General features: G+C 41.0%; 9 protein-coding genes and 1 pseudogene. 5 read left to right on the forward strand and 5 right to left on the reverse strand.

Annotated elements, in window-relative coordinates; translation table 11 throughout:
* The first annotated feature begins 15 nt into the window (after window positions 1–15).
* The 4 genes from rlmD to JMW94_RS04935 all read left to right on the forward strand — a co-directional run bounded on the left by rlmD (window position 16) and on the right by JMW94_RS04935 (window position 6,255).
* A complete protein-coding gene (rlmD, locus tag JMW94_RS04920; RefSeq protein ID WP_201602217.1) occupies window positions 16–1,557 on the forward strand; it encodes a 23S rRNA (uracil(1939)-C(5))-methyltransferase RlmD in 1,542 nt (513 codons plus the stop codon).
* Window positions 1,558–1,941: 384 nt separating this feature from the next.
* The gene (locus JMW94_RS04925; RefSeq protein WP_201602220.1) at window positions 1,942–4,494 is read left to right on the forward strand and encodes a RelA/SpoT family protein; all 2,553 of its coding nucleotides are present in this window, start codon (window positions 1,942–1,944) and stop codon (window positions 4,492–4,494) included.
* 53 nt (window positions 4,495–4,547) lie between these two features.
* On the forward strand, window positions 4,548–5,486 hold the full coding sequence (gene mutM / locus JMW94_RS04930; RefSeq protein WP_201552867.1) for a bifunctional DNA-formamidopyrimidine glycosylase/DNA-(apurinic or apyrimidinic site) lyase: 939 nt from the start codon (window positions 4,548–4,550) through the stop codon (window positions 5,484–5,486).
* Between the two features lie 328 nt (window positions 5,487–5,814).
* A complete protein-coding gene (locus JMW94_RS04935) occupies window positions 5,815–6,255 on the forward strand; it encodes a hypothetical protein (protein WP_060490428.1) in 441 nt (146 codons plus the stop codon).
* 123 nt (window positions 6,256–6,378) lie between these two features.
* On the opposite strand, the gene mscL is transcribed toward JMW94_RS04935, so the two are convergent.
* The 3 genes from mscL to JMW94_RS04950 form a co-directional block, all read right to left on the reverse strand.
* Window positions 6,379–6,822: a large conductance mechanosensitive channel protein MscL gene (gene mscL / locus JMW94_RS04940; protein ID WP_060490427.1), complete on the reverse strand. Its 444-nt coding sequence runs from the start codon at window positions 6,820–6,822 to the stop codon at window positions 6,379–6,381.
* Window positions 6,823–7,107: 285 nt separating this feature from the next.
* Entirely contained in the window at window positions 7,108–8,958 is a 1,851-nt protein-coding gene (gene typA, locus JMW94_RS04945; protein WP_201602234.1) for a translational GTPase TypA, read from the reverse strand.
* A gap of 356 nt (window positions 8,959–9,314) precedes the next feature.
* The gene (locus tag JMW94_RS04950; RefSeq protein WP_201602248.1) at window positions 9,315–10,628 is read right to left on the reverse strand and encodes an OmpA family protein; all 1,314 of its coding nucleotides are present in this window, start codon (window positions 10,626–10,628) and stop codon (window positions 9,315–9,317) included.
* 560 nt (window positions 10,629–11,188) lie between these two features.
* Here JMW94_RS04950 and JMW94_RS04955 point away from each other — a divergent pair.
* Window positions 11,189–11,914 carry a Tfp pilus assembly protein FimT/FimU gene (locus tag JMW94_RS04955; RefSeq protein WP_227685418.1) on the forward strand — a complete coding sequence of 242 codons (726 nt, stop codon included), beginning with the start codon at window positions 11,189–11,191 and terminating at the stop codon, window positions 11,912–11,914.
* A 20-nt stretch (window positions 11,915–11,934) separates the two neighbouring features.
* Here JMW94_RS04955 and JMW94_RS04960 read toward each other — a convergent pair.
* Window positions 11,935–12,312, reverse strand: a pseudogene (locus JMW94_RS04960) (pyridoxine 5'-phosphate synthase).
* Between the two features lie 211 nt (window positions 12,313–12,523).
* The gene (recO, locus tag JMW94_RS04965) at window positions 12,524–13,300 is read right to left on the reverse strand and encodes a DNA repair protein RecO (protein ID WP_087813995.1); all 777 of its coding nucleotides are present in this window, start codon (window positions 13,298–13,300) and stop codon (window positions 12,524–12,526) included.
* Between the last annotated feature and the right edge of the window lie 23 nt (window positions 13,301–13,323).

A 13,323-nucleotide genomic window follows, 5' to 3' on the forward strand; every position in this document is an offset into this window, starting at 1 on the left:
TATTAAGGCAGGTTTATGCAACCCACCGATTCAAAAACGTCTACAACCTCTGATGTTACGCCACCAACGAGCGAGACCCAAACGATTACTATTCCGCCTAATAAGAAAAAATCTAAACCCTCATCAAAGACACGCCGCCGTCTAAAGGATGCAGAACCTCTGCCCTTCACCATTGATGGTTTGTCGCATGATGGTCGCGGCGTTGCCGTTTATGGTAATGGTTTTGGTATAGACGATGGTCATGTCGAAGACAAACATGGCAAAAAAATCTTTGTAAGCTTTGCATTGCCGGGTGAAAGTGCCTTGGTCAAAATAACCAATAGCCGTGCCAGCTTTGAAGAAGGCGAGGCTGTCAGTATTACTGCCAATCCAAATTCTGAACGTGCCGTACCGCCCTGCCCACATTTTGGGGTGTGTGGTGGCTGTAATTTGCAACACTGGCAGCCAGACGGTCAAATCAACTTTAAGCAATCTGTACTGGCTGAAATGCTGATACACCAAGCCCATGTCACGCCTGATAACTGGCTTGCTCCAGTGGTTGGTGATCGTCTTGGTTATCGTACCAAAGCACGATTGGGTGTGCGTTATGTCACCAAAAAAGAAACCGCGCTTGTCGGCTTTCGTGAGCGCTCAAGTAACTTTTTGGCAGAATTAAATGAGTGTCATATTTTAGATCCAAGAATTGGTTTTGAGATTGAAAACTTAAAAACACTGATTAGTACGCTAGAGAGCCGTAACAAGATTGCTCAGCTTGAGTTGGCCATGGGTGAGGAAATGCCTGAGCTGCCAGATGGCAATCAGCCCGTTGCCCTTATCGTACGCAACTTAGAGCCGTTATCAGACGCTGATATAGAAAAGCTAAAAGTGTTTTTTGCCGCACGCAACTGGCAGCTATATTTGCAGTCTAAAGGTGCGGACAGTATCCAGCGTATTGCATTGACTGAAGATGATGACATGAGCCAGCAATTTGGTCGTTTGTATTACCAATTGCCAGAATACGATTTGACTTTCGAGTTTATCCCGACAGATTTTACCCAAGTGAACCTGTCCGTTAATCGTCAAATGACGAAGCTTGCTTGCGATTTGTTAGACTTAAAAGCAGGTGAACGCGTACTTGATTTATTCAGTGGTCTAGGCAACTTTAGCTTGCCACTCGCGCGCCTCGTTGGTGAGACAGGTTCTGTAGTTGGTGTTGAAGGTAGCGAAGCGATGACCGCACGTGCAGCCGATAACGCACGTCGTAACGGCATCAATAATACAGAATTTTATAGCCAAGATTTGACGCAAGACTGTACTGATAAACCTTGGGCGAATCAGGGCTTTGATGCGCTATTGATCGATCCGCCGCGTTCTGGTGCTTGGGAAATTATGCAGTACTTGCCGAAATTTAACGCTGAGAGAATCGTTTATGTTTCTTGCAACCCTGCAACCCTCGCCCGTGATACAAAAGCATTATTAGAGCAAGGCTATCGTCTGACTCATGCTGGCGTGATGGACATGTTCTGTCATACCGGTCATGTTGAGTCTATCGCTCGTTTTGAAAAAGTAGCGGTGTAATTCAATTTACGGTTAAGTGAGCGGTTCAGAACATTAAATAGCCATATTGCATGTCACTGAGCTTGATTCAAAATTTGAGTCAAGCGGTGGCAAGAAAATGATGGTTATTTATCCTGATTAACCGCAGACATTACATAGCCTCGCTTGATTTGTCTCTTTAAAGTGAGATAATAGTAAACAATATTCCTAGGCTGGTTTTTTCCATTCTTGTGAACGTTTGCACTCATAGCTTTATATATTTTACGCGCATTTTATGACTGCTAAAAAACAGATTTTTTAGCAGTTGTATTGGTTTATAGCTGATACTTTATGAATCGTAAGTTCAACGTGTGTGCATAGTAGATGAGGTTATAATCAATTCAAAATAGCTAAGAGGAGTCGGCTATGGTAAAAATTCGTGAAGGATTACCGCTGGTGGATGGACAGACCACCCAAGCCGATAGTGCAGCACTTGCCGCTCAACTGGTCGCGAGCCAACGCTCGCACCAGTCTGCCAATAGCTATGCCCAAATCCCCCTCGATATCAAATACCAGCTGTCCACTCATAAGCTACACACCACTTTTGATCGCTCAGCACTACATGCCTTTCATAGTCATGATCCAAAGCTTGAAAACGAATATTCTGATAACCCGCTTTTAGATAAAAATAATGCTCTCTCAGATAAAGAGCTCGAAGCGATTGATTTAGATCAAGTCAATATTGATGTTCCCACTTGGTTAGACAACGTCGCCAAACGTATCGGACAAGAGTCTGTACCTCACTTGAGTGCTGCTTGTGAATTTATTCGCAGTCATATGAATACCAGCGAATCTGAGCGTTCAGGTGCTTATGTCACGGGTATTGGCATGACAGATATATTGACCTATCTCTACCAAGATGAAGATGCTCTTGTGGCTGCAATGCTCTATCGTAGTGCACGAAAATCAATCATAAGCCTCGCTGAGATCGAGAAAAAATTCGGTGTAGACATATCGACTTTAGTCAAAGATACCTTGGCAATGGGTAAGCTGTCTGAGATTATTGAAAGCAATAAGCGTCTAGAAGATCACTTCGTAAACAATCAGCGCGACCAGCTATCTAATATTTATAGCATGCTAATTTCCGTCACCAATGATGTACGCGTCGTGCTTATCAAATTGGCTGAGCGTACTTTCGCCATGCGCGAATTGACCTTTTCTAATGAAGAGCGACAGAATCGTGTGGCGCGTGAAGTCATGACCATTTATGCCCCATTGGCGCATCGCTTGGGCATCGCGCAACTTAAATGGGAGCTAGAAGATTTAGCCTTTCGCTACCTTGCGCCTGAACGCTATAAAGAGATTGCCAAACTGCTCTCCGAAAAACGCAGCGAACGTGAGTCCTATATTCAGCGTGTACAAGACAAGCTTAATGAAGCACTAGCAGAGGCTAATATCGAAGGTGAAGTCTCTGGACGTGTTAAGCATATCTACTCTATCTACCGAAAAATGAAGCTCAAAGGCTTATCGTTTGATCAGCTTTATGACATTCGTGCGCTGCGAGTATTGGTCACCAACCCATCAGACTGTTACCACGTGCTTGGATTGGTACATGGCTTGTGGCGATATATCCCTGAACAATTCGATGACTATATTACCAACCCCAAGTCCAATGGTTATCGCTCACTACATACGGCAGTCATTGCTGAAAACAAATCACTGGAAGTACAAATTCGTACTCATGAAATGCACTTCGAAGCTGAGCTTGGTATGTGTGCTCATGTTAACTATAAAGAAGGTCTAAAGAATAAAAAAGACAATTATCTTAATCAAAGAATCAGCTCGCTGCGTCAGCTGTTATCGATCAATAATGAAACCCGTAACCAACCGCGCTCATCTTTACTAACAGGTGAAGAAATAGAGGGCATGGAGTTTGACGAAGAAGAGCAACTCGTTGACTTTGACGAGCTCGAACGCATCTATATCTTTAGCCGTGATGGTGACATTACTGAACTACCAAAAGGGGCGACCGTTCTTGATTTTGCTTATTATGTACATACACAAGTCGGTAATCGTGCCCAAGCTGCGCGAGTCAATCAGCGCTATGTACCATTAACCTATCAACTCAAAACGGGTGAACAAGTTGAAATTATCACCAAAGCATCACGTGAGCCCAACCGTGATTGGCTAGTTGCTTCACTTGGATACATTCATACCAACCGTGCACGTTCAAAATTGCGTCAATGGTTCAATAAGCAAGACCGTGATAAAAACATTGAAATTGGTCGTCAAATGCTCAGTAAAGAGCTTGAACGACTATCGGTACATCCCAATAGCATCGATTTAAACGACTATATTCAGCATTTCCATGTCAATACGACTGATGATATTATCGTTGGATTGGTCACAGGCGACATTGGTCTCAACCAACTCACCAGCCACATCTCTCGTCAGCTACATCTAGAACCTGAAAGACCGCCAGAAAATTTTGCGCCAAGTATAGATGCTAGAGAGGCAGGCAAAATCGATGCTTATAAAATTCGTATCGATGGGCTGGATAATATAGAAATCAATTTAGCAGGCTGTTGCCACCCTGTGCATGGCGAGCCAATTGCTGGTTACATTACCTTATCACGAGGTGTCAGTGTCCATAATCGTGGTTGCCCTGAATATTCACGCTTGATTGAACGCGATCCTGAGCGCGAAATAGAAGCTTCGTGGCGGGTACAAGCTGGTCGTTATCAACCCGTTGATATTCACGTAGAAGCCTATGATAGACGCGGACTGTTGCGTGACTTGACGCAAATTATTGATAAAGAAAATGTCAATATTCGTCAAGTTGAAACGCTTAGTAATGATGATAACATTGCCTTTTTGAAATTTCATATTGAAGTCTCAGGATTGGCACACCTATCTAAGCTTTTAGCGAAACTAGAGCAACAGCATGGTATCTTGCATGCTCGCCGCGCCGTCGCTTAGATATAAAATCACAAAATACGTCCGCTGAATCATAAGGTTATTATAAAAATATCATGCCTGAACTGCCTGAAGTAGAAACAACCAAAACCAGCCTTGCACCGTTATTAGGGCAACGCATTATCGATATAAAAGTTTTCCAGCCAAAGCTGCGTTGGGCGATGCCAGATGATTTAGATAGCTTGATTGATTACATGCTAGATAGCGTTGAGCGCCGCGCAAAATATTTAATTCTTAACTTTTTACCTTTATTACCCAATGATGATAGCGCTGCGGCTCAAACTGCTACGTTAGTACCGCGTCAACTTTTGGTTCATTTAGGCATGTCGGGCAGCCTGCAACAGCAGAGCTACGGTACTGAAAAGCGCAAGCATGATCATCTCATCATTGTTTTTAAGGGCGTTAATAATACAAAATCCCAACTACATTACTATGACCCAAGACGTTTTGGGTCAGTGCTATGGCACAAAGATTATAGTGCTAAGCTATTAGATCATTTAGGTCCTGAGCCATTATCAGATGAATTTACTGCAGACTACCTGTATCAATTGATTCAACGGTCAAACTTGCTTGATCACAGTGCTGATACTGTAGCAATTGGCAAAGCCAAATCAAAGAAGCAGCCCATTGCTCGCGCTATAAAATCAGTCATCATGGAACAACAGGTCGTCGTGGGTGTCGGTAATATCTATGCAACTGAAAGCCTATATTTATCAGCTATTCATCCAGCCACCCCCGCTCACCAACTGTCCCATGCTCAGATGATTATTTTGGTCGATCATATTAAAGTTATTCTACAAAAGGCGATAGCGCTTGGTGGTTCGACACTGCGAGACTTCACCGTAGCAGATGGTCAAACCGGTTACTTCCAGCAGACATTAAATGTCTATGGTAGACAAGGGGAAACTTGTCCGCATTGTGATGCCGTGCTTGAGAATATCAAAATTAATGGTCGCGCCAGTGTATTCTGTCCCAACTGTCAGCCAATCCTTTAAATATTATCTGAAACTATCACTATCTGTTTAGCCTTAAGTACCAAAATAACTTAGGTATCAAATCGTATAATATAGCAGCACAATACTCTTGACTAAGTGTCCTATTATTTTGCACTAAGATTATTATATCGCACGCCATTTTTGTTGCTGATTGACACACATCTTGCTTTAATAGTATGAGCACTTACATAAATAGTGCATAATGTTTATACATCTGTAATATATTTAGCTTACTTATCGTTGCGCATTGTTTATATAGGGAAATTGTCTCTGTGTGGAAATAGCAGCAGCTAATAATCATACCAACTATGAATTTTAGGACATCGTTATGACTGTTAAAGCCAAAAACCAACGCACAGTTAAGCAAAAAGCCATTACTATAGCCGCAAGCTTAAGTTTAATGGCTGCTACTATGCAGCCTGCCTTGGCAGCCATAGAAATTGATGAGACAGACTTTGGGCCCTCTTATGAGACAATGGTGGTTGATACTGTAGTGGGTAAACCTCTACAACTGGTCAGTGCCGTTGCTGGTACTGCCGCCTACCTAGTTAGTCTACCCTTCTCGCTTATCGGTGGTAATGCGGATCAGGCGCAGCAGAAACTTTTTGTTGAACCTTGGGATGCGATGGGACGTTGCTTAGGTTGTACTGTGGCTGAAGACAACTATTACAAATCACAAGTGACTAATGATAATGTTGTCCGTATTGTCGTTGATCAACCATCTGAGATTTTGATTAATACCAACGATTATGTCGTAGTTACGCCATAGTCTTTATATTAACAGCTGGTTAAATGATACAACTGCGCTAAAGACAATGCATTTATAAATTATCCATAAAAAAGGCTAACACGACGTTAGCCTTTTTTGTGTTTTTAATCAAATCATCATATTTTATTTTGAAACAGCGGTATTACCTAATTTAGCACTAATTTCACGAAGCAATTGCACCTCTTCTGAAGGTTGTTTTACCAATTCTTGTACTTCTTCTTTACGACGCATTTTGTTAACCATTCTAACCATCATAAAAATAATAAATGCTAAAATTAAGAAATTAATCAGTACGGTAATGAAACTGCCGTAGGCTAATACAGGAACGCCAGCCGCTTTGAGGGCATCATAGGTCATGGCAACACCTTCAGGCGCATCACCCAACACTAAGAACATGTTTTTGAAATTGATCTCGCCGCCTGCTATGAAGGCCACTATTGGCATAATAATGTCTTCAACTAAGGACGTTGTGATAGTAGCAAATGCTCCACCGATAATGACACCGACCGCTAAGTCCATCACATTACCTTTTAGAGCGAATTCTTTAAACTCAGAAACCATACTCATTATTTTCTCCTCAAAATACCAATCTATAATCGAATAAGTATCTCAACAGTCGACCCAATCTTGAGCCTTAAGAGTAATAGTAAGAAACACTACTACTGTCAGTTATTCTGTCTATATTCTATGGAAATTACAACAAAAAAAAGCAGCATAGAATGAACCATATTTAGTTCACTCTATACTGCTAATTTTTTAGTTATCTTGATGCCCATTATTAAATAACAACAGCATCAAATGCTTCTATAAAATATCAGTCCAATAAATTACTCAGTAATTCATGGCTCAATATTAAGCACCTTTTTTACCACGGCCGTGACGCTTACGCTCACTTTCAGTCAAATAACGCTTACGCAGACGAATCGCCTTAGGTGTTACTTCAACCAATTCATCATCTTGAATGAATTCAAGCGCTTGCTCAAGTGTGAACTTGACTGCTGGAGTCAACGTCAATGCTTCATCAGTACCACTCGCACGAACGTTGGTTAACTGCTTAGCAGTCGTTGGGTTAACAGCCATATCATCGTTACGTGAGTTAAGACCAACGATCATACCTTCGTAAACTTCAAGCTGTGGCTCAGCAAACAATTTACCACGTTTTTGCAGGTTAAATAGCGCGAAACCTAAGCAAACACCTTTTGCCATAGAAACTAAGACACCATTCGAGCGACCACCAACATCACCGATCTTTTGTGGACCGTAATGTGAGAAGCTTGACGTCATGATACCAGTTCCTGAGGTCAACGTTAAGAACTCAGAACGGAAACCGATCAAACCACGGGCAGGCATCGTCGCTTCGATACGCATACGACCTTTACCATCAAGTTCCATATTGGTCATCTCGCCTTTACGCAAGCCAACCTGCTCCATGATAGAACCTTGATGCTCATCTTCAATATCAAAAACAACGTTTTCATACGGCTCTTGTAATTTACCATCCACTTCTTTGACGATAACTTCTGGGCCTGAAACACCCATCTCAAAACCTTCACGGCGCATGTTTTCAATCAATACAGACAGATGCAGCTCACCGCGACCTGATACTTTGAATTTATCAGGAGATTCTGTATCTTCTACACGTAATGCTACGTTATGAATCAATTCACGCTCAAGACGCTCACGGATATTACGCGAGGTCACAAACTTGCCATCACGACCAGCAAAAGGTGAGTTATTTACTTGGAAGTTCATAGAAACAGTAGGTTCATCAACCGTTAATGCTGGTAATGCTTCGACAGCACTAGGATCACAAATCGTATCTGAGATATTAAGCGAATCAATACCAGTAATACAAACGATGTCACCAGCTTGTGCATCTTCTACATCAATACGATCAAGACCATGATAACCCATAATTTTTAAAATACGGCCATTACGGGTATTGCCGTTTTTGTCGATTACAGTTACTTGAGTATTGGTTTTAACTTTACCACGCTGAATACGACCAATACCGATAACGCCAACAAAACTGTTGTAATCAAGGCTTGAGATTTGCATACGGAACGGTGCGTCAGCATCAACTTGAGGAGGCTGAACCACATCAACAATTGTTTTGAAAAGCGGTGTCATGTCATCAGCCAAATCGTCAGCTTGCAAACCTGCAATACCATTCAATGCTGAGGCATAAACAACTGGGAAATCAAGCTGTTCATCAGTTGCACCCAAGTTATCAAAAAGATCAAAGATTTGATCCATTACCCAGTCAGGGCGTGAGCCAGGACGGTCAATTTTATTGATGACAACGATAGGTTTTAGACCTTGCTCGAACGCTTTTTGCGTCACAAAACGGGTCTGTGGCATTGGGCCATCAACCGCATCAACGACTAGAAGCACGCAGTCAACCATAGACATTACACGCTCAACTTCACCACCAAAGTCGGCGTGACCTGGGGTGTCAACAATGTTGATACGATATTCAGTATCATCAGTCTTATCTGTCCAGCGGATGGCTGTATTTTTAGCCAAAATGGTAATACCACGTTCTTGCTCAATATCGCCTGAATCCATTGCACGTTCAGCAATGTTTGCACGGTCGCCAAAAGTACCAGACTGATGTAATAACTTATCAACCAAAGTTGTTTTACCGTGGTCAACGTGGGCAATAATTGCAATGTTACGCAGGTGTTTGATATCGTTCGCCATATAAAATGCTCGTTTCGTCTTAAAAAAATGCAGTAGCAATAAGCGCCGCTGGATAAACTTTTATCATCAACCAGATAGATATTGAGTACTTACTTTTAGAAGACTGCACAATAGATGCGGTTAATCAAATAATTTCAATATAATCAAGTATCTACACTGATAAATTCATCATACAGATAGCTATGCTAATGTACATTCTGTCAATTTACAGAATGTTTGGGCAGCTAGTATAACATTATTGCTTCACAAATTTATGTAATAACTTGCTTTTCTCAATCCATAAATAAAAAAAAGCCACCCATTAGGTGACTTTTTTTGTAACTATATATTTAGTAAAACAATTGATCCAATACTATTTACTGAACAACCATATCTTTAGTTTGTTCAACAGTCATTGTTTTGTCACCAGTGATGATGGCATAAACACGACGGTTCATAGCACGACCTTCTTCAGTGTCGTTTGGAGCGATTGGTTGGTCATAACCATAGCCAACTGTTGATATACGGTTTGGAGCAATACCGAATTCGTTAGTCAACATAGATTTAACAGCAACGGCACGGGCTTCAGATAAACGTTGGTTATAACGTGCTGAAGGACCAGTTTTAGAAGCATGACCTTCGATACGTGCTGTAGAGTTGGGATACTCGCGCATCTTCTCTGCTACTTTAGCGATTTCAGGTTGATACTGAGATTTGATCGTTGATTTATCGTTATCAAAGAATACACGTAGTTCCATTTTCAGCTCATCAGTAATATCTACTGGTACTGGGCAACCGCGCTCATCTACTACGACATTCATAGGAGTGCCTGGGCATGCATCGATGCTATCAGGTACGCCATCGCCATCAGAATCAAGATCAGATTCAATTACGACTACTGGAGTAGTATCGATAACTGGCTCTTGCATTGGTGGTACTGCTACTGTAGGTGCTAAATGGCCACCAAGTACAACTTCTAGACCGGCCAAAGCCATGCCTTCCCACCAGTTGTTATCAAAGTTATGAATCGCACGAGCTTCACCACGTAGGCTTAAAGCGTCGTTGATACGATACATAGCACCTAAACCTAGGTTACCAATAGTATCTTTAGACTCTGCAACTTCAGTACCCGCATTAACAAGACCTACAGATGACCCTTCTTTTGTATTATAGGTCTCTTGGTTTTCTACTTTGATCTTAGATTGACCAGCACCAACCAATACATATGGCTTGAATGCGCTATCAGTATAACCTGTGAACTCTTCAGTACCGATTAAGAAGTTACCAGAAAGCATGGTTTGTTCTACGTCAAAACGGTTAACGCCAGCATCAGCAGAATCTTCAGAAGCTTCGCCGTTTGCACTTGACACGCCGTACTCTACTTGGAACTGAGTAGAAGGAGTTAGTTCAATACCTAGTGCAGCACCAGTGTATAAGCTGCTTTCTTTAGCTACGCCGCCATTATTAGGATGACCATTAGCGCCAGTAAAAGGAGTACCGTCGTCGATGTTATTACCATCAGCATTTACGTACAAGTTTTTACCAGTTGTAAGGATTTCGCGTTGCTCGTCATGAGCTTCGCCAGTGTAATGATAACCTAGTAACAATGGGCTAATAGTTACGCCAGCATTAGCTGCTAAAGGTGCAGCTGCTACAGCAACCAGAGCTAGAGCAATTTTATTCAATTTCATGGACTTCCTCCAAAGGATAATTTGAGTGATGCATTAAGCAAAACCGCTTCTCAAGATGCTCTAAAATAGACATCTTTTACGAATTTTAAGTGACAAAGCAAAACCAATTAAGGAGTAGCTTAGCGATTATCAATTCAGTTTACAACTTTTTTCGTTAACGAGCTACACATTATTACACGATAATGTCGTAACTAAAACACAATAACCAGCTTAAGTTACCTAGAACTAACACACCTTACGCTTTTTATCTTTTGTATGTCAGTTCACAATAGATAGTAAACCTAACAGTATCTATTGTCTGGGCGTATTTTAGTACAGTTAGTATTTTTTCTCTATTATTAAAACCAGTCATTCACTAATTGAAACATTTTTTGACAGTAGACATATATTCTGTTTATATTATAGCACTCAACATTATTTCATACATCATAAATCTGATCATTACTCCAAAATTTCGCGCGCATATTGGCTCGATTTTACGCAATGATTGGATTGAATAACATCTAAAGAAGCGAGATTGTTTTATTGAACTAAACTACTTATTATAGGTAACAAGCCTCATGGCATTGCTGCATAAAACATTATCAAGTTACAAAGAGCTCTCAGCATTTATGTTATGGGTTTTTACTTCAAATAAGCACAGGCTAGCTCAAAGCCGATTGATTCTTTATGTGTATCACAGATATATAGTATCTCTCTATAAAAGAGCACCTAATACAAACACTAGAACAGACCCAAGCACTGTTAATAGAAATAACAAGGGTTTTACGCTGGTCGAACTTATCGTCACTGTATGTGTATTAGCAATTATAGTGACGATCGCAGCCCCAGTCATACGAACGCAATTAGCACGTATGGAAGCCAAACGGATTCAAAGTCAGTTAGAGAATTCTCTTGCCTTAGCCAAGGCTGAGAGTTACATCAGAAGACAGAATATCATTGTTTGCTTGTCTGATACTGGAGGGCGCTGCCATAGAGACAGCGATAAGACACTTTTGTTATTCATAGATAAAAATGACAATAATCACTTTGATGCTCAGGTAGATTCATTAGTCGTTCAGCAGTCTTTAAATCCTAAATACAGTAAGCTAAGTTTACGAGTTGGAAGTCGACGCCACTATACCAAATTTTGGGGTGATAGTGGCAAACCACGAGGACATTTTGGTCATATAAAATACTGTCCCATCGTTGCTTATAATGAAGCAATGTATCTAATATCATTTAACCAAGGAGGTATTATTAAACAAAAACTTAATGAGGATCATCCCACTGAATGTGACGAATAAGAAATTACTAATGACATAAGTTACCACTCACATTTTTTGATAGCTCTATATACATTATACATTGCTTCTTTCATCATAATGATGGCCTGCTCGAGTCCTACAAGTACAGCGCCTGCAGTGAGTGCATGGCCAATATTCAACTCATAAACACCCTCAATTTGTGCGATAGCGTTCACATTATCACGTGTCAGACCATGACCTGCGTTAATTAAGAGCTTATTATCACTGCGTCAAGCAGTAGCAACAGTTTGCTTAATTCGTTTCAGCTCAGCATTTTGCATGTTCATATCGGCTACCAAGCTTGCCTCAGCATAAGCGCCTGTATGTAACTCAATACTATCTGCTCCCGCCTTCTCGCACCAAAGAGCGGCGGCTAAAGGGCTTATAACTAACCCCACGCGCTTAACGCAGAGTTGCTACGTGATCAATGTTTATACTTAATAAAGGTTTTTGCAAAGGGTTGTTAAATGAAGGTAATGAAGCAGTGGTCATAAGAGATTTTTTGATAACGAAAACCAATTGACTGATCAACGGTACAAGAATATGAAACTTTAGACCGTCTCAGTAGCAATCGGATTGGTTATAGCACTTTGAGGATAGTACTATTATTTATTGGTAACGCTGTTGCTGCTGCCATAGTAGGCGGCTTTGCAATGGTTGATAATCCAGTAAATGATCAATAAGCTGTCGATGGATTTTTGACCAATTATTTAAGGTTTTGTCAGTAATACCTAACTGCGTCATTGCGATAATATCAGTACCTTTGAAAAAAAATTGCCCCATAGTATTGTCTAAATGCTCAGTATGTATATCATTCTGCAAGACAGGCACTAAACCAACATCAGGTAAAAAGCGATAAGAATCGTCAGGCTGAATGATGTTTTCAACACTATCGTGAGTCAACATTAAGATAAAACCCAACTCATTGAATAAATGCTGCTCAAATTGGCGCAAGCACAACCGTAATTCGTTGGCGCTCAAAGGTCGCCTAAGCTGAGACAGACTGTCCTGATAATGTAGCCATAATACTGGCATTGGATCTTCAGTCGACAACAATCGCCATAGTATTTCGTTTAAATACAACGCCGCATATTGATGTTGACCTGTAATATTTTCGTAGGGTAGTGCTTCTAAAACAGTGGCAATGCCATCATCTTTTGCTATGACTGTTTGAGTTGTGTTTTGCGATGCAATATCGATCTGACTAAACGTTTTTAAATCGCGTTTACCAGTGGAAAAGAGCTGCAATGGCATGAACAATGGCGCGCCTTTTTTCCCAATACCATGGATCACGCCATGTTGCTGAGAAAACAGATAATATAAGGCGCGCTTTTCTTGATAAGGACGCTGATGCAATAAATAACCGACTAACGCTTCATTGCGCATTTCTTATTACCTCAGCATCGAGC

Origin of the sequence: Psychrobacter immobilis (assembly GCF_904846185.1) — a bacterium.
Taxonomy (GTDB): domain Bacteria; phylum Pseudomonadota; class Gammaproteobacteria; order Pseudomonadales; family Moraxellaceae; genus Psychrobacter; species Psychrobacter immobilis_B.

Excerpts from the sequence above, each read along its gene's own strand:
- JMW94_RS04925 (WP_201602220.1), top strand. The coding sequence starts at position 1,942 with ATGGTAAAAATTCGTGAAGGATTACCGCTGGTGGATGGACAGACCACC.
- JMW94_RS04950 (WP_201602248.1), bottom strand. The coding sequence starts at position 10,628 with ATGAAATTGAATAAAATTGCTCTAGCTCTGGTTGCTGTAGCAGCTGCA.
- typA (WP_201602234.1), bottom strand. The coding sequence starts at position 8,958 with ATGGCGAACGATATCAAACACCTGCGTAACATTGCAATTATTGCCCAC.
- mscL (WP_060490427.1), bottom strand. The coding sequence starts at position 6,822 with ATGAGTATGGTTTCTGAGTTTAAAGAATTCGCTCTAAAAGGTAATGTG.
- JMW94_RS04955 (WP_227685418.1), top strand. The coding sequence starts at position 11,189 with ATGGCATTGCTGCATAAAACATTATCAAGTTACAAAGAGCTCTCAGCA.
- mutM (WP_201552867.1), top strand. The coding sequence starts at position 4,548 with ATGCCTGAACTGCCTGAAGTAGAAACAACCAAAACCAGCCTTGCACCG.
- rlmD (WP_201602217.1), top strand. The coding sequence starts at position 16 with ATGCAACCCACCGATTCAAAAACGTCTACAACCTCTGATGTTACGCCA.
- recO (WP_087813995.1), bottom strand. The coding sequence starts at position 13,300 with ATGCGCAATGAAGCGTTAGTCGGTTATTTATTGCATCAGCGTCCTTAT.
- JMW94_RS04935 (WP_060490428.1), top strand. The coding sequence starts at position 5,815 with ATGACTGTTAAAGCCAAAAACCAACGCACAGTTAAGCAAAAAGCCATT.